The sequence below is a fragment of the Streptomyces sp. enrichment culture genome (assembly GCF_964273145.1).
Taxonomy (GTDB): domain Bacteria; phylum Actinomycetota; class Actinomycetes; order Streptomycetales; family Streptomycetaceae; genus Streptomyces.
This window is the reverse complement of record NZ_OZ186873.1, coordinates 613,066-636,351: the sequence shown is the minus strand read 5'-3', so window position 1 is coordinate 636,351 and position 23,286 is coordinate 613,066. Positions and strand designations below refer to the sequence as shown.

The 23,286-nt window shown below is 74.2% G+C and carries 18 protein-coding genes; 5 read left to right on the top strand and 13 right to left on the bottom strand.

Annotated elements, in window-relative coordinates:
- Positions 1–147: 147 nt before the first annotated feature.
- The 5 genes from ACSU6Z_RS02870 to ACSU6Z_RS02850 form a co-directional block, all read right to left on the bottom strand.
- A complete protein-coding gene (locus tag ACSU6Z_RS02870; RefSeq protein WP_437042540.1) occupies positions 148–1,344 on the bottom strand; it encodes a cytochrome P450 family protein in 1,197 nt (398 codons plus the stop codon).
- A 559-nt stretch (positions 1,345–1,903) separates the two neighbouring features.
- Positions 1,904–4,711 carry a beta-L-arabinofuranosidase domain-containing protein gene (locus tag ACSU6Z_RS02865; protein WP_437042538.1) on the bottom strand — a complete coding sequence of 936 codons (2,808 nt, stop codon included), beginning with the start codon at positions 4,709–4,711 and terminating at the stop codon, positions 1,904–1,906.
- A gap of 354 nt (positions 4,712–5,065) precedes the next feature.
- On the bottom strand, positions 5,066–6,055 hold the full coding sequence (locus tag ACSU6Z_RS02860) for a BtrH N-terminal domain-containing protein (protein WP_437042537.1): 990 nt from the start codon (positions 6,053–6,055) through the stop codon (positions 5,066–5,068).
- Positions 6,056–6,748: 693 nt separating this feature from the next.
- Positions 6,749–7,444, bottom strand: a complete 696-nt coding sequence (locus ACSU6Z_RS02855) for an HAD family hydrolase (protein WP_437042535.1) — start codon at positions 7,442–7,444, stop codon at positions 6,749–6,751.
- A gap of 58 nt (positions 7,445–7,502) precedes the next feature.
- Positions 7,503–7,979, bottom strand: coding sequence for an Lrp/AsnC family transcriptional regulator (locus ACSU6Z_RS02850; protein WP_029385474.1), 477 nt, complete (start codon positions 7,977–7,979; stop codon positions 7,503–7,505).
- A 270-nt stretch (positions 7,980–8,249) separates the two neighbouring features.
- On the opposite strand from ACSU6Z_RS02850, the gene ACSU6Z_RS02845 reads away from it, so the two are divergent.
- Together ACSU6Z_RS02845 and ACSU6Z_RS02840 are read left to right on the top strand one after the other, a co-directional pair.
- Positions 8,250–9,743, top strand: a complete 1,494-nt coding sequence (locus tag ACSU6Z_RS02845; RefSeq protein WP_437042533.1) for an FUSC family protein — start codon at positions 8,250–8,252, stop codon at positions 9,741–9,743.
- 113 nt (positions 9,744–9,856) lie between these two features.
- Positions 9,857–10,891, top strand: coding sequence for a lactonase family protein (locus ACSU6Z_RS02840; protein ID WP_437042531.1), 1,035 nt, complete (start codon positions 9,857–9,859; stop codon positions 10,889–10,891).
- A gap of 218 nt (positions 10,892–11,109) precedes the next feature.
- Here ACSU6Z_RS02840 and ACSU6Z_RS02835 read toward each other — a convergent pair whose 3' ends face one another.
- A complete protein-coding gene (locus ACSU6Z_RS02835; protein ID WP_437042529.1) occupies positions 11,110–12,033 on the bottom strand; it encodes a sirohydrochlorin chelatase in 924 nt (307 codons plus the stop codon).
- Between the two features lie 240 nt (positions 12,034–12,273).
- Positions 12,274–13,275: an N-acetylglucosamine kinase gene (locus tag ACSU6Z_RS02830; RefSeq protein WP_437042527.1), complete on the bottom strand. Its 1,002-nt coding sequence runs from the start codon at positions 13,273–13,275 to the stop codon at positions 12,274–12,276.
- 433 nt (positions 13,276–13,708) lie between these two features.
- Between ACSU6Z_RS02830 and ACSU6Z_RS02825 the strand changes: the two genes are divergently transcribed.
- On the top strand, positions 13,709–14,386 hold the full coding sequence (locus tag ACSU6Z_RS02825) for a uracil-DNA glycosylase (RefSeq protein WP_164389570.1): 678 nt from the start codon (positions 13,709–13,711) through the stop codon (positions 14,384–14,386).
- 357 nt (positions 14,387–14,743) lie between these two features.
- On the opposite strand, the gene ACSU6Z_RS02820 is transcribed toward ACSU6Z_RS02825, so the two are convergent.
- The 3 genes from ACSU6Z_RS02820 to ACSU6Z_RS02810 all read right to left on the bottom strand — a co-directional run bounded on the left by ACSU6Z_RS02820 (position 14,744) and on the right by ACSU6Z_RS02810 (position 18,333).
- Positions 14,744–15,898, bottom strand: a complete 1,155-nt coding sequence (locus tag ACSU6Z_RS02820; RefSeq protein WP_437042525.1) for a WD40/YVTN/BNR-like repeat-containing protein — start codon at positions 15,896–15,898, stop codon at positions 14,744–14,746.
- A gap of 154 nt (positions 15,899–16,052) precedes the next feature.
- Positions 16,053–16,850, bottom strand: a complete 798-nt coding sequence (locus ACSU6Z_RS02815; RefSeq protein WP_437042523.1) for a pectate lyase — start codon at positions 16,848–16,850, stop codon at positions 16,053–16,055.
- 403 nt (positions 16,851–17,253) lie between these two features.
- The gene (locus tag ACSU6Z_RS02810) at positions 17,254–18,333 is read right to left on the bottom strand and encodes an NADH:flavin oxidoreductase/NADH oxidase (RefSeq protein ID WP_437042520.1); all 1,080 of its coding nucleotides are present in this window, start codon (positions 18,331–18,333) and stop codon (positions 17,254–17,256) included.
- A gap of 157 nt (positions 18,334–18,490) precedes the next feature.
- Between ACSU6Z_RS02810 and ACSU6Z_RS02805 the strand changes: the two genes are divergently transcribed.
- Complete coding sequence (locus ACSU6Z_RS02805) at positions 18,491–18,844, top strand: ArsR/SmtB family transcription factor (protein WP_437042518.1); 354 nt, start codon at positions 18,491–18,493, stop codon at positions 18,842–18,844.
- On the opposite strand, the gene ACSU6Z_RS02800 is transcribed toward ACSU6Z_RS02805, so the two are convergent.
- Together ACSU6Z_RS02800 and ACSU6Z_RS02795 are read right to left on the bottom strand one after the other, a co-directional pair.
- Positions 18,764–20,179: a nucleobase:cation symporter-2 family protein gene (locus ACSU6Z_RS02800; RefSeq protein ID WP_437042517.1), complete on the bottom strand. Its 1,416-nt coding sequence runs from the start codon at positions 20,177–20,179 to the stop codon at positions 18,764–18,766. The genes ACSU6Z_RS02805 and ACSU6Z_RS02800 overlap by 81 nt on opposite strands.
- 121 nt (positions 20,180–20,300) lie before the next feature.
- A complete protein-coding gene (locus tag ACSU6Z_RS02795; protein WP_437042515.1) occupies positions 20,301–21,689 on the bottom strand; it encodes an FAD-dependent oxidoreductase in 1,389 nt (462 codons plus the stop codon).
- A gap of 257 nt (positions 21,690–21,946) precedes the next feature.
- Between ACSU6Z_RS02795 and ACSU6Z_RS02790 the strand changes: the two genes are divergently transcribed.
- Positions 21,947–22,399, top strand: a complete 453-nt coding sequence (locus ACSU6Z_RS02790; RefSeq protein ID WP_437050159.1) for a DUF6214 family protein — start codon at positions 21,947–21,949, stop codon at positions 22,397–22,399.
- A gap of 51 nt (positions 22,400–22,450) precedes the next feature.
- Here the strand turns inward: ACSU6Z_RS02790 and ACSU6Z_RS02785 are convergent, their stop codons facing one another.
- Complete coding sequence (locus ACSU6Z_RS02785; RefSeq protein ID WP_437042513.1) at positions 22,451–23,110, bottom strand: DUF305 domain-containing protein; 660 nt, start codon at positions 23,108–23,110, stop codon at positions 22,451–22,453.
- Positions 23,111–23,286 lie beyond the last annotated feature (176 nt).

Below are 23,286 nucleotides of genomic sequence, written 5' to 3'. Positions count from 1 at the left end.
GCCGGGGACCGTCCAGGGACAGCCCCGGCGACGCGGGCAGGGCCCCTCCGCCGCGCCGACCGCTTCGTCAGCGGCGGCACGGCCCTCACCGGCCCAGCCGCCCGCCGCCGTCGTCTGCTCGCGGAACGCTCCTTCGCGCACCGGGTTCTACCGGGTGAACCGTACGGGCAGGCTCAGCGGGCCGCGGATCATCATTCCCGGGCGCCAGGTGATCGCAGCAGGGTGGATGTCCAGGGACAGGTCGGGACAGCGGTCCAGCAGTGTCCTGACGGCGATGCGCGCTTCGAGGCGGGCCAGCGGCGCGCCCAGGCAGTAGTGGATGCCGTGGCCGAAGGCCACGTGGCCGCGGCTGTCACGGGAGATGTCGAAGCGGTCGGGCGAGGGGAAGCGCGCGGGATCGCGGTTGGCGTCGGCCATGGCCACGAGGACCAGTTCGCCGCCTCCGGGGATGACGGTGTCGCCGATGGTCAACGGCTCGGTGGTGAACCGGTACGTGGGGGTCTCGACGGGGCCTTCGTAGCGCAGCATCTCCTCGACCGCGTTGTCGATGAGGGACACGTCCGCGCGCAGGGCCGCCAACTGCTCGGGGTGGGTGAGCAGGGCGAGTACGCCGTTGGAGATGAGGTTCACCGTGGTCTCGTGGCCCGCCACGAGCAACAGCCAGGCCATGCCGATGAGTTCCTCGTGGGACAGCTTGTCGCCGTCGTCGTCGGAGCCGTGCATCAGCGCGCTCATGAGGTCGTCACCGGGTCGCTGCCGCTTGCCCTCCACCAATTCCTCGATGTACCGGGCCATCGAGGCCGCCGCGGCCTTGCGGACTTCGGGGTCGGTGGCGCCGAGGGCGTCGTTCGACCAGGTCCGGAAGGATTCGCGGTCCAGGTCGGGGACGCCGAGGAGTTCGCAGATCACGGAGATGGGCAGCGGGAAGGACAGCGCCTCGACGAGGTCGGCGCGCCCGTCGGGGGCGGTGAGCATCCGGTCCAGGAGCTCGTCGGTGGTCTTCTGGATGCGCGGCGCGAGTTCCTCCACACGGCGTGCGGTGAACTCCCGGGCGACCAGCTTCCGCAGCCGTGTGTGGTCCGGCGGGTCGGCCCTGAGCATGTGCGGGCCCGAGGAGACGGCGCCCAGGGGGAAAGCGGGGGACGCCTTGCCCCAGTCCTTGGAGAGGCGGGGATCCGCGAGCGCGGCACGCCCGGCCTCGTATCCGACGACGAGCCAGGCCGAAGCGCCTCCTTCCGGCATCCGTATGCGGTGCACCGGTCCCTGGGCCCGTAAACGGGCGTACACGGGGTAGGGGTCGCGGGTGAACGACTCACCGAGCGCGGCCAGGTCGACGACGTTCATGGGGTACCACCTCACTGGGCTGGTTGCGGAGCTGTGGACATGGTGCTCCCCGCGTCGGCCGTCGCCTAAGGGCAGAACTACTGGATTCCCGCCAATTACGCCGGCTGTGGCGGGAAATGCTCGATGAGGCGCACCACGCGGCTGTTCCGTGCGCATCAGCACCGCGAGGTCTGACGACCGCGACGGCGGGAACGACACCGACGTGCCCGGACGCGGAACGCCCGGGCGCGGCGGGAGGGGGCACGCGCGAGACGCCGTCGCGGGCGCACGACCTACTGCCGGAGCCTTGCTCACCGGCGGCCCCGTCCGCGCCGGTGCTCCGCCGGCCCGCCGGGGGCGGGGCGGGCGCGTTCGTCTCCCGGCCCTCGGGGAGCCGGGGCGGACCGGTCCGCTGGGGAGTCGCCCGCCCGTGGCGGAACGGACCGGTTCCCTCCGGGGCGGGGGGCGGTCGAGGACCGCGCCCCGCCCCGGCCGGCCCGCTCGCGCACCGGCGTGTCGCGCGCGCCGGCCCGGGTCTTCCCGGCCGGGAGGACCTACCCGCGGGTGAGCCGCGTGACGCTCACGGCGCGTACGACGCCTTCCGCGCCGTCTCCACCACCCGGACGCCGTCGGCCCGTCCGAGCAGCCCCTCGGACACCCACGTGTCCACCGTCGACCGGACCCGGGCCACCAGCGCCCCCTTGCCGTCGAACGGCGCCCCCGCCCAGACCTCGTCCAGCAGCGTGGTCCCGTCGGGCCGCGCCGGGTTGGCGACGCCCGCGTCGAGGGTGCCGAAGACGACCCGGGGCTCGGACCGCCGGAAGTAGGCGTGGAAGGGGTCCTCGGTCCCCTCGAAGAACGGTGCCAGCCCGATGCCGTCCAGGGTGTGGTGCAGCGGCTCGCCGGGGACGGGGGCGAGCGAGGGCAGCAGGTCGCCGGAGAGCCCCGCGTTGCGGTACAGACCCAGCTCCAGGAAGGCGGTGCCGGCGTCGCGGGCGACCAGGTTGACCGGTCCGAGGAAGAGGGTCTGCAGCGACGGGTCGTCGGGCGTCTTCTCCACCCGCAGCCGGAACGGGACGCTCACGCGCACGGTGTCGCCGCGCCGCCACCTCCGGGAGACGGTGAAGTAGCTGCCCGGCCGCGGGGTGCCCGGCACCACCCGGCCGTTGACGGTCACCCGGAACCCGGCCGTCGCCCACGACGGCACCCGCAGCCGCAGGGCGAAGGAGGCACTGCCGCCGCCGATGGTGAGGGTGGTCCCCTGCTCCCGGGGGAAGTCCGTGGCCTGGGTGACGGTGACGCCCTTCTCGGCCCAGGCCAGCGTGGAGGGGCTGTAGAGGTTGACGTACAGGGCGCCGCCGTCGGCCTGCGCGAAGTACACCGAGTCCTGGTACTTCGTGGCGCTCTCCATGCCGGTGCCCTCGCAGCAGGTCGTGCCCTGCTTGGGCGTGTAGTCCCGCACCTGGCCGGGCGTCAGCCCGATGAAGTAGGTGACGAGCGGCTTCTCGGCGTCCGGCCGGTCCTGCTTGGAGCCGAGCACCTGGTTGTACAGGGCCCGCTCGTAGTAGTCCATGTAGGCCGGGTCCTGCTCGTGGAAGAACAGCGTCCGGCTCAGCTTGAGCAGGTTGTAGGCGCAGCACGTCTCGGCGGTGGTGGCGCCGAGCGTGCCCGCGACGACGTCCCGCGCCCTCCAGAACTCGCCGGTGCTGGTGCCGCCGATGCCGTACATGCGGTGCGGTACGACCATGTGCCAGAAGTTCTTCGCGGCGGTGAGGTAGCGCTCCTCACCCGTCTCGTCGTACAGCCGCGCGTACCCGGTGAAGATCGGGATGTGCTGGTTGGCGTGCAGTCCGTCGAGGACGTCGGTGCCGGCGGCGCAGGCGTCGATGAGCCGGTCGAGGTCGAACAGGCGGGCCAGCGCCAGGTGTTCGGCCTTGCCGGTGAGGGCGTGCAGATCACAGATCGCCTCGACGATGCCGCCGAACTCCCCGCTGGAGAACAGGCCCCACATGCGCTGGAGGGTGGTGGCGGGCAGCCGCGACAGCCGGGAGTGCATCCAGTCGCACAGGCCGGACGCGAGGTCCAGTGCCCGGTCGTCGCCCGTGGCGAGGTGGGCGTCCAGCAGCCCCCGCAGGATCTTGTGCGCGGTGTAGTACGGCGCCCACACCTGCGTGTAGTCGCTGGCGGTCATCGACTCCAACCGGATGAACTGCGTCTCCGGGTACGCCGCCAGGAACCCGGGGTGACTGGGCCCGCCCCAGGTGCGGCGCAGGGTGGCGGTCAGCCCCCGGCCGGAGCCGTCCGCGAAGGTGTCGCCGGCCGTCTCGTCGAAGGCGTACGAGACGAGGTCGCCGTCGCCCGGGCGGTTCCGCAACCGGGCGACCTCGTCGGCGGTGAGGGCCCGCGACCACACGTCGAACCCGCCGAAGGCGCCCGCGAAGACGGGGTCGGAGGCGAAGGGGGACCGGCCCAGCCAGTGGTGGGCGAGGGGGCCCAGGGCGGCCGGGGTGAGCGACAGGGCCGTGTTCCGGGCCACCGCCACCCCGTCGACGTACAGCGTGCCGGTGCCGCCGGACAGGGTGACCGCCAGGTGGCTCCACCGGTCCGTCGGCAGCGGGGCGGTACCGTCCAGCCCCTGCTCGCCACCCGGCCCGCCGGTGGTGATCGCGAACCGGGGCACCCCGCCGGCGTTCCGCGCGGCCAGGTACAGGTAACGCGTCGTGTCGTCGCCGAAGTCGAACACCCGCGCCCAGGTGCCGTCGTGCGCGGGTCTCACCCACGCGGCCAGGGTGATCTCGGCCGCGTCGCCGAGGACACCGGCCGGCAGGTCGATGTACCGGTACGACCCGCGGACGTTCTCCACGGCCCCGCCGAACCTGCCCTCGACGCCCAGCACGGCCGGTTCCCGCCCGAGCGCCTCGCGCACCTCGGCCAGCGCCCCGACCATCGTGCGGATCCTGTCGGCGAACACCTGCTCGCCGGTGCTCGCGTACGCCTGGGACAGCATGGTCAGGAAATGCCCCGTGTAGTGCCCGCGCAGATTTCCGTTGGCCTCGCCGTCCAGCCCCTCCCAGCCGCCGGGCGCGACCGCGCCGAGGGTGGACAGTCCGGCGTTGGCGCGGAACACCTGGAGCAGCCGGTTCACGTCGTAGCCGCGGGCGTGGTCGAGCATGAGGCGGCGCTTGTCGGCGAAGACGCCGGGGCCGAGGGCCACCTCCGCCAGCCCGAACGGGCGGACCCGCCAGGCGGAGGGCGCCTCGACGGCGGGGGCGGACGGTCCGCCGGACGCGGCGCGGGCCGGCCCGGCCGCCGCGGTGGCCGCCGACGGTGCCGCCGCGGCCAGGGCCGCGGCGTGGAGAAGGGCTCTCCTGGAGAGGGGCGGTGCCATGGGTGCTCCTCCGGGGTCCGAAGTGCCCGCCAGCTGTTCGATACTGCGAACGCCGTACGGGAGATCGACCAGACGATAGGGAGGGGGCAGGTGAGCGTCAACGGGTCGGGAGCGGCCAGTTCCGGCCGGTGCGACCGGAGGCGGTCCCGGCGGTCCCGTCCCGTCGGGCCCCTGCCGGGTGCCGCCGACGATCGGTGCCCCGGCGACCCGCCGGACCACCCTTCCGGCGCGCCGAGGGTCCTGGGTTCTCGAAGGCGTTCCTGAAGGATCCGGGGCCGTGCTCGGGCCCGCCCGGCGAGCTTCGGTGAACGTTGCCCCCTTGAAAGTCACCAGGGCCGGGGCGCGTTTGGCGCCTCACGCCTCCAGGCGGCTCAGCGCCTGCATGGCCTCGCGCTCGATGCGGGAAAGATCGCCGAGGACCGCGCCGGCCTGTACGAGAAGCGGCGTCTCGCCCGATTCGCCGGCCTTTTTGATCAATGCCGCCACCTCCGTCCAGAGGGTGGCTGCCTCGGTGTACAGCGTGTGGCCGGTGCGCAGACGGCTGCTGCCGAGCAGATCGGTGCATTCGGCGAGGAAATCGCGGTAGAGGTTGCGGAACAGAGCACCGCCGGTGCCGGCCTTCTCCATCAGGAGGGCGGTCCGCGGCAGGTCCCGCTGTGGGGCGTCGGTGCGCTGGAACCAGGTGCGTACCAGCTTGCCGGCCTTCTCGATGCCTCGGTGGCCGAGGTTGGCGATGGGCGGGTGGAGGAAGGCGTCGGCGCAGACGGTGATGGCGGGGACGACCTGCTCCTGTGGGGAGGGCGGGTTCCTCGGTGCGGCGAGGGTGAAGGAGCGGTGTCTTGCGGTCATCGGGCCGCGTGCGGCTCTGGCCCGGGCGAGGCTGACCAGGCTGGTCGACACCGCTCCGCCTTGCTGCTCGGTGTCCACCAGGTAGGCGTTGCGGTCGTCGTAGCCGTACATGGCCACGACGTGGCCGCCGAAGTGGACCTTCGAGTCGAAATAGTCCAGGTGGTAGCTGTCGAGCTGCAGTCCGACGGGGTGGCCGGCGTCGACGGAGGCCACGACGTTGTCCCACGCCTTGCGCGGGGACGTGGTCTCCTGGACCAGGAGCTCCAGCTCGAGTCTGTCGGCCAGGTTCCTGGTGAGGTCGAAAGGCTTGACCCGTCCCCCGAGGAAGGGGAAATCCATGTTCTTGCCGTCCCAGTAGACGAAGGACAGACCGGAGCCGAGGCCGAAGAGCATGGGTTCGGACAGATCGATTCCCCGGTGCCGCAGCAGCACCCCCAGAGCTGTCGTCTCGCAGTGCTGCATACCGAGGGCATCGATGTCCATGACCATGGTCATACCGTGCTCTCCTGGGCGGGGACGATCAGTCAGGTCATCAGTATCCAGCGGTACGGCCCCCACAGCGGTGGCTTCCCGACGATTCCCGTCCCGCCGGGCACGGGCAGCGGTCGCCCCCACCCGCGTTCCTCGACCTTTTCCGCGATCCCGACAGGGGAGCGGACCGCTCGTGCACTGCCGGCCGTCGCTCCGGCTCCCGGCTCACCGCCACCTCACGGACGGGCGGACCGCTTTCCGCCAGCCGCACCAGCCGTGCACGGTCCCCGGCGGCGTTCGCCGGGGACGGCGGCTCCCCGGCACCAGGCGCCGCAGCAGCCGTCGGTCCGGTGCCTCCCCACCGCCCCGCGGGTCCCGGAAGCAGGGGGTGGCGCCGCGCCGCCGAACGGCCGGACACGCACGAGGACGCCGTCCGCGGCGTCAGCGCACCGTGCCCGCGCCTGCTCGGAACCGGCCCCGGTACGGCGGGGAGCGGCACACGGCACACCGGTCACAGGAGCGACGCACCGAGGAGCGCCCCGCCGGCCCGCGTGCCGCCGGGACGGGGCCCGCCGCGGCCGGTGCGGCCCGGCACCGCGCCGGGCTCGGTCCCTCACCGCGCGGAAGCCGCCCCTGGGGGCGGGAATGCCAGGGCGCCGTACAAGGTGCCCGTCACCGGGACCACCCCCGAGCTGCCACCCGCCCCCACCGGCGGGATCAGGAGGACGGAGCCGACCGCACGAGCCAGTCGTACGCGGCCCGCGCCGTGAACTCCCGCTGGCCGCCGGGGAACAGCAGTCCGGCGGTGGCGAACTCCGGGGCGCCGGCCTGGGCGGAGACGTACGGGATCGCGACGCACCGCATTCCGGCGGCATGCGCGGCGGCGGCGCCCGGGGCGGCGTCCTCCAGCACCACGCAGTCGGCCGGGCGCGCGCCGAGGCGGCGGGCCGCCTCCAGGAACACGTCGGGGGCGGGCTTGCCGCGGGCGACCTCGTCGGCCGAGACGACGGTGCGCAGGTACGCGTCCAGGCCGGTCCCGGTCAGGGTCGCCGCGATGGCCTCCCGCGACGAACCCGAGGCCACGGCCATGGGGACGTCCTCGGCCGCCAGCAGTTCGACGAACTTCCGCATCTCGGGGTACACGCGGGTGGAGGCGCGGGCCAGCTCCAGGTAGTGGCGGTTCTTGGCGGCGGCCAGCTCCTCCACCGGGGCGGTCAGGCCGTACCGCTCCTTCCAGTCGGCGACCGTCTCCCGCATGCTGATGCCGACGTACCCCTCGTGCTGCTCCCAGGTGAAGTCCGGGACGCCGTGTTCGGTGAGGACCCGCCGGCTCGCCTGGTAGTAGTTCGGCTCGCTGTCCACGAGCGTTCCGTCGAGATCGAAGATGACCGAGATGCCGCCGAGAGCGTTCATGGGGCCCAGGATGCCAAAGCCGGGATGTGAAGATCATATGGGCCCCGGGGCGGCGGGATCAGCCCCGGGCGGTGCGGCCGAGCGACTCCACCAGCGGCAGCAGCCGGTGCGGCACCCGCTCGCGCAGCGCCACCTCGGTGCGGGTGCGCACCACGCCGGGCAGGCTGATCAGCTTCTGGATCACGTCCTCCAGATGGGCGTTGTCCCGCGCCACGACCCGGGTCAGCAGATCCCCGCCGCCGGTGATGGAGAACGCCTCGACGATCTCGGGGACCGCGGCGAGCGCGTCGCCCACGTCGTCCAGGTGGCCCTGGGTGACCTCGATGTGCACGAAGGCGAGCACCGGGTGGCCGAGCGCGGCGGGGGAGAGGACGGGTCCCGTGCCGGTGATGACGCCGTCCCGCTCCAGCCGGTCCAGGCGGGCCTGCACCGTGCCGCGCGCGACGCCGAGGATGCGGGCGTACTCGCGCACGCTGGTGCGCGGCTGCTCCAGCAGCAGCCGCAGGATGCGGGTGTCCAGCTCGTCCACGGCCACGGTGACCCGTTCCCTCGTCCCTCGGTGACTCCGCCCGACTGTACCAATGGCCCAGTCACGAGCCGGACGGTCGGGCCATCCGACCTGGGCCGTTGGCCCGATCATGGTCGAACCGAACCGGTTCCCGCTAGGCCAATGGACCAGCCTGAAAGTCAGCTCTTGAGCCACTGGCGGCCGAGATGCTCATATGGATACGTCGATGGCGCTGCGGATCCCGCGGCGCCTTTTTCATGCCGGTCGGTGATCAGTGGACGAAGGGGGCGGTAATCAGTGCTGAAGAGAGTGTTCGTGGCTCCGGATCCGGGGCGGACGCGGTTGCGTTTCGCCACGCGGGCCGTCCTCGGCATCGCATTGGCCGTCGTCGCCTGCGGTCTGGCCGGACACTCCCTCCAGGGCGTCGTCACCGGCGGCCTCGCCGCCCTGCTCGCCCTCTTCACCGTCGCCGACGCCACGGTCCGCGGCCAGGCGGTCACCACCGCGCTGCTGCCGGCCGCCGGCCTGCCCGTGCTCACCGCCGCGGCCGTCCTGCACGACCACCCCGTGGCCCGCGACCTCACCTTCCTCGCCCTCGTCGGCGCGGGCGTGTACGCGCGCCGCTGGGGACCGCGCGGGCACAGCCTCGGCGTGTTCGCCTTCATGACCTACTTCGTGGCGCAGTTCCTGCACGCGACCACCGCCGGGCTGCCCGAGCTGTACGCGTCCGTCCTGCTGTCCGTGCTCGCCGCCGCCGCGGTGCGCTTCGGCCTGTGGTGCTACGAGCGCCGCCTCCCGCCCGCCCCCGCGCCCGCCCCGCTCGGCGGGACGGGCCTCGCCCGCGTGACCACGCGCCAGGCGGTCCAGGCGACCGCCGGCGCGGGCTTCGCCCTCGTCGTGGGCCAGCTGGTCTCCGGCCAGCGCTGGTACTGGGCCGTCGGCGCCACCTGGTGGATCTTCGTCAACACCACCTCGCGCGGCGAGACCCTCGTCCGCGGCTTCCGGCGGGTCCTCGGCACCGTCCTCGGCATCGCCCTCGGCCTGCTCGTCGTCGTGCCCGTGCACGGCGCCGCCGTGCCCACGGCCGTGCTCGCCGCCGTCTGCGTCTTCGGCATCTTCTACACGGCCGCCGTGTCGTACACCTGGATGATGCTGTGCGTGACGGTGCTCGCCGGATCGCTGTACGGCCTCCTGGGCGTCCTCACCCCCGGCCTGCTCGCCCTGCGCCTGGCCGAGACCGCGGTGGGCGCGCTCGGCGCCGTCCTCGCCGTCCTCCTCGTCCTGCCCGTGACCACCCACGCCGTCACCGACGCCTGGATCCAGCGGGCGCTGCGCTGCGTCCACGCCTGCACCGCCGAGGCCGCCGCCCGCCTCGCCGGGGACGGGAACGCCGACCCGGCGCCCCGGGTGGCCGAGCTGGAGCAGTCGCTGGCCCGGGTGCGGCTGTCGGTCGCCCCGCTGGTGCACCCGCTGAACCCGGTGCTCGGCCGCAAGCGGCGCGCCCGCAGGGTGCTCGCCCTGCTCGACGACTGCGCCCGGGAGGTCCGCGGCCTGGTCGCGGTCGCGACCGACCCGGTGGCCTCCCACGACGCCCGCCTGGCGGCGGCCTGCTGGCGCGTCGAGTCCGCCGTCGAGGCGCTCACCGGGGGCGGTGCCGTCCCGGTGCGGGAAGCCGGCCGGGAGCCCGCCGCGGAACCCGCGCTGGCCCACCTGCACGGCCTGGAGCGCGCCCTGGCCGAGCTCGCCGTGCCGTTGCGGGCCGGGTCGGGGTCGCCGCTGGTCGGGGCCTGAGGCCGGGCGGGCGGCCGTCCTCGACCGGTCCCGGGGGTTCGCGCATCCGGTCCGGACCTCGCTCGGCCGACTGCTACCGTCGCCCCGGACGGCACGGGACGAGAGGGGACGGCATGGCAGACGGCGGCAGGCGGCAGCGGCGGGCGTTCATCGGGTCGTTCACGGCGGCCGGAGGCCCCGGGATCGTGACGGCGGCGGTCGCCGCAGACACCGGCGCGCTCACCCCCCTGAGCGCCCTGAACGGCGTACCGGACCCCTCCTACCTGGCCCTGTCGCCGGACGGGAGCGTGCTCTACGCCGTCAGCGAGACCGCCGACGGGGCGGTGGCCGCCTACCGCGTGCACGGGGACCGGCCCGAGCCCGCCGGATCGCCCGTGCCCGTCGGCGGCAGCGGGCCCACCCACCTCAGCCTGTTCGCCGGTCACGTCCTGACCGCGAACTACGGCTCCGGCAGCGTCAGCGTCGTACCGCTGCGCGCCGACGGCACCCTCGCCCGGGCCGCCTCCGGTGTGCTGCGGCACACCGGGTCGGGTCCGCACACCCCGCGCCAGCAGGGCCCGCACGCCCACCAGGTGCAGCCGGACCCGAGCGGGAAATGGGCGGTCAGCGTGGATCTCGGCACGGACTCCGTGCGGGTGTGCGCGCTGACGGACGGTGTGCCGACCGTGCACCGGGAGACCGCGCTGCGGCCCGGCTCGGGACCGCGGCACCTGGCCTTCCACCCGGACGGCATCCGCGCCTACGTGCTCAACGAGCTCACCCCCACCGTCACCGTGTGCCGGTGGGACGCGGCCGGGGGGAGCCTCCAGCCGCTCGCCGAGACCCCGGTGCTGCCCGGTGTCCCGGCGGGCGACGCCTACCCCTCGGGCATCGTCGCCTCCCGCGACGGCCGCTTCGTCTGGACGGCGACCCGCGGCGAGGACGTCCTGTCGGTCCTCGCCGTCGAGGGGGAGGGCCTGCGGCTGCTCGGGACGGTCCCCTGCGGGGGCCACTGGCCGCGGGCGATCGCCGAGTCGGAGGGCGTCCTGTACGCGGCGAACGAGCGGTCCGGGGACGTTGCCTGGTTCGCCCTCGACACGGAGACCGGGATGCCGCGACGCGGCGGCTCCCTCAAGGTGCCGGCGGCCTCCTGCGTGGTCTTCGGCTGAGCCCGGCAGAGCCGTCGCGCGACAGCCGGGCCCCGGCGTCCACCGGGCGCCGGGGCTCCGGTTCGCGGCCCCACCGCCCGGATGCGGCGGTGGTGCGGCGGGGCCTCTCCCCGCACCGTGAGGACATGGCGAGGGGCCCGCTCCCGAACGGGAGCGGGCCCCTCGCCATGTCCGTGGAGCGCGCGGACGCCCCGAAGCGTCCCGGTGCGTCCCGCGCGTCAGCGCACCGGCGTGCTCTGCGCCTGCTGCGGAGCGATGCCCAGGGCGGTCGTGTACTTGGCCAGGGCCAGCTTGCCGATCGCCGGGTACGCGCCGAGCGGCTCGGAGGCGGAGCAGCCCGCCTCCTCGGCCGCCGCCTCGACCAGCGACGCGTCGATCTCCGGCCCGATCAGGTACGGCGCGAGGGCGAGCTGCTGCGAGCCCGAGGAGCGGAGTTGCTCGGCCACCGACGCGATCGAGCCTTCCTGGTCCAGGGCCGCCGCCATCACCGGCACCGCCAGGCGCGCGGCGAGCAGCATGCCGGTGATCCCGGCCGCCTGTACGGCCTCCTCACCGCCCACGGACGCCAGGACGATGCCGTCCGCGGCGGTCGCCACCGTGAACAGGCGGGCTCGGTCGGCGCGGGCCAGACCGGCCTCGGACAGCCGCACGTGCAGTGCCTCGGCGAGCAGCGGGTGCGGGCCCAGCACATCGGTCAGCTCGGCGGCGACCCGGCTGTCCATGACGGCCTGGCGGACCTGGCGCAGCAGCGCGCTGTCCGGGCCGGCCAGCAGCGGCACGACCACGGCGGCGGGACCCTCGGGCTCCTTCGCCTCCGTTCCGGCGGCGAGTGCCAGCTCGTACCGCGCGGTGCGCTCCTCGGCGGCGTGGACCAGCGCGGACCGCAGCGAGGGGAACTCCTCGTCGTCCCCGTCGAGGTACCCGATCCGGGCGTTGAGGCCGGGCAGTTCGGAGCGGGCGATGCTCACGACCTCCTCGGCGAGGCCGCGCGTCGCACCGCCGGGCGTGCCCGGCACCGCGAGGACGAGCGCGGGCGCGCCTTCGGGAGCCACCAGGGGCTCGGGACGGCGGTGCCGTCCGGGCTGGCGGGGGCGCGGCATTCGTACTGGCAGGCCGGACGCGGGCCCAGTGGAGGAGCTCATGGCGCCGCATGTTACTGGTTTCCTGGGCTCTCCTGTTCGGGGAGGGTGCAGGTGAGCGGTATCCGTCCGGTTTTGTCGGATCGGTCGCCTGCGGAAAAGGGTGGCACCCGCACGATTTCGGTCGCGGCCGGTGGCCGTCGAGGGCTCGGGAGGCCGTGCCGGGGCGTCCTTCCCGGTCGCGGACGGCGGCCGCTTCCCGGGCACGGCGCGGGTGGGGGCGGGCCGGCCGCCGGGGCGGCGTCAGCCATCCGCGAGGGTCGTCACCCACAGCATCGTATCGTCCCCCGGGAGAGTGAGGGAGCCGGTCGCGAGCGCGGTGGCGACGCGGACCGATCCGCCCAGCGGATCACCTTCGGCCACCACCCGCCGCGCGTGTGGCAGCCGCTTCGCCAGCTCCTCCTCCAAGGGCGTGACGAGGGCGTCGCCCAGCTTCAGCAGGCCGCCGGTGACGGCGACCCGCGCCTCGCCCGTGCGCGGGCACACCGCGGCGGCGGAGTCGGCCATGTGCCGGGCCGCGGCGCGCATCACGTCCGCCGCGACGGGGTCGCCGTCCTCGCAGGCGGCGGCCACCTGGGGCGCGAAGGAGGCGAGGACGGCCGGGCGGTCGGGACGCGGGTACAGGGCGCCGGGCAGCCCGGGGGCCGGACCGAACTGTTCCTCGGCCCGGGCGAGCAGCCGGGCGGAGCCGCCGTCGCGTCCGTCGTGGGCGCGCAGGGCCGCCTCCAGCCCGGCCCGCCCGATCCACGCGCCGCCGCCGCAGTCGCCGAGCAGGTGGCCCCAGCCGTCCGCACGGCGCCAGCGGGTCAGGTCGGTGCCGATCGCGATCAGGCCGGTACCGGCAGCCACGACGGCACCCGGCCGCGAACCCAGGGCGCCGGCGTAGGCGGTGACGGCGTCGGCGGCGAGCGCGACGGTCCGGGTGCCCAGTTCACGGGCGAGGGCGGCGGGCAGTTCGTCGCGCAGGCCCCCGCCGAGAGTGGCGAGACCGGCCGCCCCGACGACGACGATGCGGGGGCGCAGCACGCCCGTCTCGACGGCCAGTGCCCGGGCCATGGGCACGAGTTGTTCCACGAAGTGCCCGGGGTCGATCCCCCGCGCGCCGGTGCGGACCGGTTCCCGGGACGTCCGCAGGCCCAGCACTCCGTGCCCGGCGGTCCCCGCGACGACCCGGAGGCCGGAACCGCCGGAGTCCACGGCGAGGAAGCCGTCCGCGTCCCGCGGGACCGCGGCGGGCGGCGGCATGCCGGCCGGCCCGTCCCCTGCCCCCCGGCCGGTCACGGCCCGCACCGGCCCGCGGGCCGGTGCGGGCCGGGAGCGCGGCGTCGGGGGACCGCCGGACGGCCGGGGCGGAGCCGGATCGGCTGCCGGCTCCCGGCGGACACCGGCGGCAGGGCCGGGCAGCGGACGTGCGCCGGGCGCGGCCGGGCGCGGCGGTCCCACCGGAGGGGCGGGGACCGTCGGGGCCGCGGGTGCGAAACGGGACGGCCCACCATCGGGGAGGCTCCGGCGGAATGCGTGGCTCACTGGACTCGACGCGCCCCTCTCGTCCCCGACGACCGCTGCGGGATCCGCTCGACACTCTGCCAGAGAACCGTGGGCGGGAGTAGGGCCCGAGGGTGGCCGTCCCCTCCGGCCGGGGCCCCGGGCCCCGCATACGCCAGTAGAGTGATCGCCCGTGGCACCACGACCCCTACACGAACTCGTCGAACCCGGCTGGGCGAAGGCCCTGGAACCCGTGGCCGAGCGCATCGCCCGCATGGGCGACTTCCTCCGCGCCGAACTCGCGGCGGGGCGTACCTACCTGCCCGCCGGGCCGGACGTCCTGCGCGCCTTCCAGCAGCCCTTCGACGACGTGCGCGTCCTCATCGTCGGGCAGGACCCGTACCCCACGCCGGGGATGCCGATCGGTCTCAGCTTCGCCGTGGCTCCCGAGGTGCGCCGCCTGCCCGGCAGTCTGGTCAACATCTTCCAGGAACTGCAGAGCGACCTCGGTGTGCCCCGTCCCTCCAACGGGGACCTCACCCCGTGGACGCGGCAAGGGGTGCTCCTGCTGAACAGGGCGCTGACGACGAGGCCGAACAGTCCCGGCTCGCACCGGGACAAGGGGTGGGAAGAGGTCACCGAGCAGGCGATCCGCGCGCTCGCCGAGCGGGGCAAGCCCCTGGTCTCCATCCTGTGGGGCAGGGACGCCCGCAACCTGCGCCCGCATCTCGACCGCTACCCGGTGATCGAGTCCGCCCACCCCTCGCCGCGCTCCGCGGACCGGGGATTCTTCGGCTCGCGCCCCTTCAGCCGGGCCAACGACCACCTCGCCCGCCAGGGCGCCGCGCCGGTGGACTGGCGCCTGCCCTGACGCCCACGGGCGGCCGTCCCCTCGTGGTCCCCGCCGAGGGCGGCGAGGCGGTCCCCGGCCGGCCGCGGCGTACCCGGCACGCCCCCGAAGTGCCGCCGCGTGCCCGCGGGCACCGGCCGTTCGCAGGGCGGTGGGGAGCCGTCGGCACCGGGCGTGCGGGAGCGCGGGCGAGGGGGCGCCGTCACGGCCGGCGTTCCACCGGGCGGTTCCCGCGGACGGGGGCCCGGTGGCGCTCGGCGTCTGCGCGCGGCGGGCCGCTGGGAGCATCCCCGGCCGGCGACCGCACCGGGGAGGCGCCGGGGCGGCCCGGCCCCGTCCCGCCGCGACGGCGGCCCGGGGCGGGACTCCCGGGCCGGCTCATCCGACGACCGCGGCCCGTACGCACAGCACGTCCGGCAGGTGCGCGGCCAGCTGCCGCCAGCTGTCGCCGTCGTCGGCCGACGCGTACAGCTCGCCGTTGCGGTTGCCGAAGTACACCCCGGCCGGGTCCGCGTCGTCGGTGCACAGCGCGTCGCGCAGCACCGGGCCGTAGTGGTCCCCCCGCGGCAGCCCGGCCGTGAGCGGTTCCCAGCTCCCGCCCGCGTCCGCCGTACGGAAGACGCGGCACCGCCGGCCGGCCGGCACCCGGTCCGCGTCGGCGTTGATCGGGAAGACGTACGCCGTGTCGCCGCGGTGCGGATGGGCGGCCACGGCGAAGCCGAACGTGGAGGGCAGGCCCTCGCCGATGTCCGTCCAGTGCGCGCCCGCGTCGTCGCTGCGGTACACGCCCCAGTGGTTCTGCAGGTACAGCCGGTCCGGGGTCGCCGCGTCCCGGGCGATCTTGTGCACGCACTGGCCGAACTCCGGGTTCGGGTCCGGCAGGAACACCGCGGAGACACCGGAGTTGGACGGCGCCCAGCTCGCGCCGCCGTCGCCGGTGCGGAACACGCCCGCGGCCGAGACGGCGACCGTCACCGCCCGCGGGTCGCGCCGGTCGGTGAGCACGGTGTGCAGGCCCTCGCCGCCGCCGCCCGGCATCCACCGCCCGCGTGTGGGGTGCTCCCACAGCGGACGGACGAGTTCGAAGCTCTCCCCGCGGTCCTCCGAGCGGTACAGCGCGGCCGGTTCCGTGCCCGCGTACACCACGTCGGGCTCCGCGGCGGAGGGGTGCAGCTGCCACACCCGCTCCAGCGAGGCCCCGGTCTCCCTGGGAAATCCGACGGCGGGCCGGGCCGGCTCGGTCCAGGTGCGGCCCAGGTCGTCGGAGTGGAACACCGACGGCCCCCAGTGCGCGCTGTCGCCGCCCGCCAGCAGCCGCGGGGCGGCGCCGCGGGTGTCGATGGCGACCGAGTACACGGCCTGCGCGTTGAAATGGGGGCTTTCGTCGAACTCCCAGTCGGCGCCCCGCCGGCGCCCGATGAACAGGCCCTTGCGCGTGCCCACGGCGAGCAGTACCTCGGTCATGCCGATCACCTCCGCGGCGTCCCCGTCGACGCCTTCGTCCCGGACACCGGCCAGTTTGCACCCCGGCACTGACAGTCTCTTGCGGAACGACGTTCGCGCAGCTCAAGCCGGTGTGGCACGGAGGAGCGGAGCCCGTGTGGACGCGGACTTCGCCGGCGGCACACGACGGCCGTACGAGGCGCCGCGCAGGGTGCCCCGTACGGCCGCGCTCATCGCGCCGGGCTCACTTGTAGGTGATGTCGGACGCCGTGTACTTGCAGTACGTGCCGTCGGGACCGGAGCCGTTCGTGGTCGGCTCGTCGCCGTCGTCGTTGCCGATGTACTTCTGGCAGGGGACGATCTTCCGGTCGCTGTCGCCGACGATGGTGATGTTGCGCAGGGTCGCGCTGTCGCCGTAGTTGGTGTTGATGCCGACGAGCCGGCTGCCCTTCCACGTCACCTCGACGGTGTTGAGGTTGATCGTCCGCTTGTACTGCGTGGAGCAGTTGCCGCAGGAGCGGACGAAGGTGCCGAAGTTCTTCACGGCGAAGTTCGAGACGTTCAGCGTCCCGGCGCCGTTGAACTGGAACACCTTGTCGCTGGCTTCCTTGGCGCCGCCGCCGACGATGTTGTAGACGTTCGACGAGGAGGAGCCGCGGAACGTCGCCGCGTCCTCGCCGACATCCTCCCACCAGACGTTCTGCAGCGTGCAGCTGCCCTTGCAGTGGATGCCGTCGGCGGCGGGGGCGCCGAGGACGACGTTCTTCAGGACGGCGCCGGGCTCCAGTTGCAGGAGCGGGCCCTGGTCCTCGTCCTGGCCGCCGGAGCCGAGGTCCCCGGTGCCGTAGAGGCGCTTCATCCCGTAGTCCTTGGTGCCGGAGACCGAGATGGTGGAGGAGACGCCCTGGCTGCCGTTGGGGGTCGGCCAGGTGGCGGCGTGCGCCGAAGAGGTCCCGGTTGTCGTGAGCATGCCAACAGAGAGGCCGAGTGTGGCCAGCGCGCCGGTCAGCGCACGTGCCCGTGGACGTGCTGCAGAAGTCATGTCCCGTTCCTTCTGAGGTGTGGGTTGTGGGGGTCGCCGGAGCCGGCCGGATGTCGCAGCGCCCGGCGCCGGCGTCGAGCTGGTCGAACCCGTTGAGCTTTCGGAGCGGCTCTTCGAGGTGCTCAGGACATGTCCCGGGTCATGTCTCTGAACGCCGTGCATCATGATGTCCCCTGCGCGGATTGACGTGAGGGACGAGTCATGTCGCTGAACGGAACGTAGAGGGGAAGCGCTTTCTAGTCAACGCTTCGCACAGCGCGTATCCGGCCGTCCTGTTCGGTGCGGGACCCCGCTTCGGCCCGGCGGCGCACGGTGGTCCCCGCCCCGCCCCCACCGGCGGGTCTCCCGGGCTCGCACGCCGACGGCCCCGGGGACACTCCCCGGGGCCGTCGGCGTCGGTGGGTCACACGGAGCGGTGGTACTGGTCCGGCACGTGCACCTCGCCGTCCAGTTCGCGGGCCGCGTGACGCGCCCAGGAGGGGTTGCGCAGCAGCTCGCGGCCCAGCAGCACCGCGTCGGCCTCGCCGTTGGCGAGGATCTTCTCGGCCTGCTCGGTCTCGGTGATGAGGCCGACGGCGGCGACCGGCAGCGTGGTCTCGGACTTCACGCGCGCGGCGAACGGCACCTGGTAGCCGGGGCCGGTCGGGATGCGGACGTCGGAGGCGTTGCCGCCGGTGGAGACGTCGAGGAGGTCGATGCCGTGCTCCTGCAGGTCGCGGGCGAAGCGGACGGTGTCGTCCGGCGTCCAGCCGCCCTCCTGGAGCCAGTCGGTCGCCGAGATGCGGAAGAACAGCGGCTTGTCCTCGGGCCACACCGCCCGCACGGCGTCGACGACCTCGAGGGCGAAGCGGATGCGGTTCTCGTACGAGCCGCCGTAGGCGTCGGTGCGGTGGTTGGAGTGCGGCGAGAGGAACTCGTTGATCAGGTAACCGTGGGCGCCGTGGATCTCGACGATCTCGAAACCGGCGGCGAGGGCGCGGCGGGCCGCGTCGGCGAACTGGCCGACGATCTCCTGGATCTGCGCGACCGACAGCTCGTCCGGCACGGGGTGCGCCTCGTCGAACGCGAGCGCGCTGGGCGCCACCGGCTGCCAGCCGAGCGCGTCCGGGCCCAGCGGGGCGCCGCCCTTCCACGGCTGGCCGGTCGACGCCTTGCGTCCCGCGTGGGCGAGCTGGACCGCGGGGACCGTGTCCTGCGTCCGGAGGAAGTCCGTGATCCGGCGGAACGCCTCGACCTGGGTGTCGTTCCACAGGCCCAGGTCGTAGGGGGAGATGCGGCCCTCGGGCGAGATGGCGGTGGCCTCGACGATGATCAGGCCGGTCCCGCCGGTCGCGCGGGCCGCGTAGTGCGCGAAGTGCCAGTCGCCGGGGGCGCCGGCCGCAGGGCCCTGCGGCTCGGCCGAGTACTGGCACATCGGCGGCATCCACACCCGGTTCGGGATGGTCACGTCGCGCAGGGTCAGGGGCTGGAAGAGGGCGCTCACGGCGGATTGCTCCATTCGTCGCGGTACCGATGAACTCTTCGTACGATAACTCTCGTATTACGGTGGATGTCAAACTACGATGGCTCTCGTACAATGAGGACCCTCGGGAACCCCTCCTGGACGGTGGGAAACCCCTCCCGGACGAACTGGAGCCGCCGTGACCGCCCCCGCCCCCAGCAGCCGCGACCTGCCGCACCCGGCCCGTGAGGAGATCCGGCTGGAGGGCGTGCTGCACGCGCTCGCCGACCCCATGCGGCTGCGCATCGTGCGCGAGCTCGCCGCCGACGGCGACGAGCTCTCCTGCTCGCAGTTCGACCTGCCGGTCACCAAGTCCACCACCACCCACCACTTCCGGGTGCTGCGCGAGAGCGGGGTGATCCGGCAGACGTACCGGGGCACGGCCAAGATGAACGGCCTGCGCAGGGACGACCTAGACGGCCTTTTCCCCGGCCTGCTCGACGTCCTCCTGGCCGCTGCCGCCCGGCAGGCCGACCGGCTCGGCGGCGACTGACCGGGCCCGCGCCGGCAGGTGGTTGAAGAGCAGGTTCAGTGCGATCGCGGTCAGGCAGCCGGCGCTGATGCCGCTGTGCACCACCGTCTGGAACCAGTGCGGGAACCGGTCGTAGACCGTCGGCACGCCCACCGGCAGCAGCCCCACCGCCACCGAGACGGCCACCACGGTCAGGTTGTGGCCGCCCGTGAGGTCGGCCCGCGCCAGCGTGCGCAGTCCGCTCGCGGCGACCGTCCCGAACATCACCAGGCCGGCACCGCCCAGCACCGGGGCGGGGATCGCCGCCACCACCGCGCCCAGCTTGGGCAGCAGCCCGAGCAGCACCAGCATCCCGCCCGCCGCGGCGACCACCCAGCGGCTGCGCACCCGGGTCATGCCGACCAGCCCCACGTTCTGCGCGTACGCCGTGTACGGGAACGTGTTGAAGACACCGCCGAGGACGGTCGACAGGCCGTCGGCGCGCAGCCCGTCCGCCAGGGACCGCGGCTGCACCCTCCGGTCCGTCATCTCGCCGACCGCGATGAGGTCACCCGTCGTCTCGGTCATGCACACCAGCGCCACCACCAGCATCGACACCACCGCCGACGCCTCGAAGACGGGCGCGCCGAAGTGGAACGGCGTGCTGATCCCCACCCAGCCGGCGTCCGCGACACCGCCGAAGTCCGTGAAACCGAACGGCACCGCGACCGCCAGCCCGACGGCGATGCCGACGAGCACCGCGATCCGGCTCAGGAACGCCGGCGCGAACCGCTGCACGGCCACCACCACCGCCAGCACGAACACGGCGAGCGCCAGGTTCCCCGGCTCCCCGAAGTCCTCGGCCCCCGCGCCGCCCGCGGCCCAGTTGCCCGCCACCGGCAGCAGCGAGACACCGATGATCAGGATGACCGTGCCCGTCACCAGCGGCGGGAAGAAGCGCAGCAGCCTGCCGAAGACCGGCGCCAGCAGCATGATGGCGAATCCGGCGACGATCACCGCCCCGTAGATCGCGGGCAGTCCGCCGCCCGCCGTCCCGATGAGCACCATCGGCGACACGGCCGCGAACGTACAGCCCTGCATGATCGGCAGTCGTACGCCGAAGCGCCAGAAGCCGACGCACTGGATGAGCGTGGCGACGCCGCACACCAGCAGGTCCGCGGTGATCAGGTACGCCAGGTCGGCGGGCGGCAGCCTCATCGCCCCGCCCACGATCAGCGGGACGGCCACCGCGCCCGCGTACATCGCCAGCACGTGCTGGAGGCCGAAGGCGGCCAGCCGCCGTACGGACGGGACCTCGTCGACGGGATGAGCGTGACGCGTGGGAGGCGGGACGTGCGCGGGCGCGGTCGGGGCCATGGTCGCTCCTGGGCTGCGGGCGAAAAACATGCGAACAGCCAGAGACCGTAGGCCTGTTGAACAGTTTGTTGATTTCCGTGGTGTTGCCGCCGTGTGTCGGCCCGGCGGGGCGGCTTTGCGCCTACGGCGCCGCCGTCCGTGCCGCAGCCAGCAGCGACCCCCAGTCCGGCAGCTTCACCACGCCCCGCCCCAGCGAGGCGCCGAGCTCCGCCTCGGCCCGCTCGATGGCCCGCCACCCGGCCCACCCGACCGGCTCGATCCCCGCCGCCCGCAGCAGCGGCAGCGGATCCGCGGGCACGTCCCTGCCGGACACGAGCGCGGGGGCGTCCGCGAGCAGCGACGCCACCGTCTCCTTCGCGCACGGGCGGTTGGTGCCGATGACACCCGTCGGGCCCCGCTTGATCCAGCCGGCCACGTACTCGCCGGGCGCGACGGCGCCCGCCCGCAGGACCCGTCCCGCCAGGTGCGGCACCGTGCCGCGCGCCGCGTCGAACGGCAGCCCCTCCAGGGGCATCCCGCGATAGCCCACCGACCGCAGCACCAGCTGCGCCTCGACCTCCTCGTACCGGCCGGTGCCCGTCACACCGCCGTGCCCGTCCGGCGCCGTCCGCTCGAAGCGCACGGCGCCCACGCGGCCCGCCGCGTCGGCGAGCAGGGCGACGGGGCGCAGGAAGAAGCGCAGCCCGATCCGGCGGGCGCCGCCGGAGGCGGGCGCCTCGGCCCAGGCGCGCAGGACCTCCACGTTGCGGCGCTGCGCGCCGGGCAGCCCCGCGGGGTCGGTGTACGACGGGTCCAGCGCCAGTTCCGCCGGGTCCACGACGACGTCGGTGCCCGGCAGGGCGCCCAGTTCGCGCAGTTCCTTGGTGGTGAAGCGGGCCTGCGAGGGGCCGCGCCGGCCCACCATGCGGATGTCGGTCACCCGGCTGGCGGACAGCGCGGTGAGCGCCGCCTGCGGCATGTCGGTGCCGCTCAGCTCGGCCGGACCGCGGGCCAGCATCCGGGTGACGTCCACGGCGACGTTGCCGACGCCGACGACGACCGCCGACCGCACGCGGCGCAGGAAGCCGTCGCCGGCGGGGAGGGCCTCCCGTCCCGGCGGAGCCGAGGGCTCGGGGGCGTCCGGATGGGCGCTGTACCAGGAGACGAACTCGGTCGCCGACCAGCTGCCCGGCAGGTCCTCCCCGGGGATCCCGAGGCGCCGGTCGGTGGCGGCGCCGACGCAGTACACCACCGCGTGGTACAGCTCCCGCAGCCGGGCGGTCGGCACGCCCCGGGAGCCCACCTCCACGCCGCCGAGGAAGCGCACCCGGTCGTGCTCCAGCACCGCGCGCAGGGTGTCCTGCAGTGACTTGATCTTCTCGTGGTCCGGGGCCACGCCGTACCGCACCAGCCCGTACGGGCACGGCAGGCGGTCCAGGACGTCGACGTACGCCTCACGCTCCTGCTGGACGAGGCCCTGGGCGACGTAGCACCCGCTCGGGCCCGAACCCACGACGGCGACACGCAGCACGGCGGCCTCCTTGCCGGGGACCCCCGAGGGGCCGCGGATCACCGGTCACGGAGCACCGGTCACGGATCCTCGGGGGATCGCTGGTGGTTTCCAGCATCGCACCGCGCGCCTGAGCTGTCAGGGTGTCGCGCACGGCGGGGGACGCGTGTCCGTCCGTACGGATGTGATGATGCGGTTACGTTGCGTGTGTGCTTGAAGCATCCTGTCTTCATCATGACGCCCTCCACCTCTGCGGCCGCTCCCCGGAGGACGGCACGGTGTCCGTGCGGCGGGCCTGGACGGTACGGCAGGGCTCCGGCGCGGTGACCTGGTTCGAGGTCCGGCTCGCCTTCGCCGACGGTGCCCGGGTGGAGGCGCTGGCGGCGGTCTCCGAGGGCGGCGTCTGCCTGGAGGACGTCCGGGGCAGGCCGGGGCTGAGCCTGGACGACCTGGCGGTGCTCGCCGAGTGGCTGGAGGAACCGCTGGCCGAGGCGTGTGTGCCGCCCCCGGCACCCGGCGCGCCCGCCGCGCGGCGAGCCCGCCCGCAGTGGCCGCGGGGCACGGAGGGACGCCGGCTCGTCGCCCGGGAGTACCGCGCCGCGCAGGAGCGGGGTGCCGATCCCGTCCTCGCGGTGATGCGCGCGACCGGTCACGGCCGCCGCGCGTCGCTCCGGCTGATCGGCCAGGCCCGGGACGAGGGCTTCCTGGCCCCGCGCCGGGCGCGGCGCTGAGCGGCGCCCCGGCGCGCGTGTCCGGTCCGCGCACCGCCGCGCCCCGCGGGGTCAGAGCATCCCGCGCATCCGCGTGATCTCGCTCGTCTGCTGGGCGACCACGTCGTCGGCCATCTCCTCGATCTGCACGTTGTTGCCCTGTGCCTTCACATCCGTCGCCATGGTGACGGCGCCCTCGTGATGGGTGATCATCAGCGTGAGGAAGAGCTGGTCGAACGCCTCGCCCCGAGCCGCCCGGAGCTTCTTCAGCTGGGCCTGGGTCGCCATCCCGGGCATCGTGGCGTGGTCGTGGCCGTGCCCCCCGCCCGCCTCCTTCTCGCCGTGCTTGCTCAGCCAGCCCCGCATGGCCGTGATCTCCGGTCCCTGGGCGGCGGCGATCCGTTCCGCGAGCCGCTTGAGCCGCGCCGAACCGGCGCGCCGAGGGGCGAGTTCCGTCATCTCCAGGGCCTGGGAATGGTGCCGGATCATCATTCGCGCGTAGGCGACGTCCGCCGAGTTGGGCGAGTCGTCGTCGACGCGGTGCCGTTCGGCGTCCTCGGCGGACAGGGTCTGGTTGGCCTCGCCCGGCATGCCCGGCGCGATCACCGAAGGCCCGTCCGCCGCGGCGGGCTTCGCCTCCGGGCCGGAGTCGCAGGCTCCGAGCCCGAGCACGGCCAGGACGGCCAGCGAGGCCGTGAGGGGCGAGGTGCGCGACACGGGGCGGAAGAGCACGGCGGCCTCCTGTGACAAACGGGTTGGAACGGGATGGACGGCACCTCGTGGGCGCCCTCGGGAGTGCGTGACCGTCCTGGCACGCTTCCGCGTGTCAGTGATCGAAAAACTTCATTACGTGCACGCTACCCCCTGTTGGTATGTGCATGGCGAGACCATACTGCCGGAGTGCGTGA

Coding starts and splice junctions, on each gene's coding strand:
- ACSU6Z_RS02835 (WP_437042529.1), bottom strand. CDS start 12,033: ATGAGCTCCTCCACTGGGCCCGCGTCCGGCCTGCCAGTACGAATGCCG.
- ACSU6Z_RS02830 (WP_437042527.1), bottom strand. CDS start 13,275: ATGCCGCCGCCCGCCGCGGTCCCGCGGGACGCGGACGGCTTCCTCGCC.
- ACSU6Z_RS02815 (WP_437042523.1), bottom strand. CDS start 16,850: ATGACTTCTGCAGCACGTCCACGGGCACGTGCGCTGACCGGCGCGCTG.
- ACSU6Z_RS02870 (WP_437042540.1), bottom strand. CDS start 1,344: ATGAACGTCGTCGACCTGGCCGCGCTCGGTGAGTCGTTCACCCGCGAC.
- ACSU6Z_RS02800 (WP_437042517.1), bottom strand. CDS start 20,179: ATGGCCCCGACCGCGCCCGCGCACGTCCCGCCTCCCACGCGTCACGCT.
- ACSU6Z_RS02865 (WP_437042538.1), bottom strand. CDS start 4,711: ATGGCACCGCCCCTCTCCAGGAGAGCCCTTCTCCACGCCGCGGCCCTG.
- ACSU6Z_RS02840 (WP_437042531.1), top strand. CDS start 9,857: ATGGCAGACGGCGGCAGGCGGCAGCGGCGGGCGTTCATCGGGTCGTTC.
- ACSU6Z_RS02860 (WP_437042537.1), bottom strand. CDS start 6,055: ATGACCATGGTCATGGACATCGATGCCCTCGGTATGCAGCACTGCGAG.
- ACSU6Z_RS02855 (WP_437042535.1), bottom strand. CDS start 7,444: ATGAACGCTCTCGGCGGCATCTCGGTCATCTTCGATCTCGACGGAACG.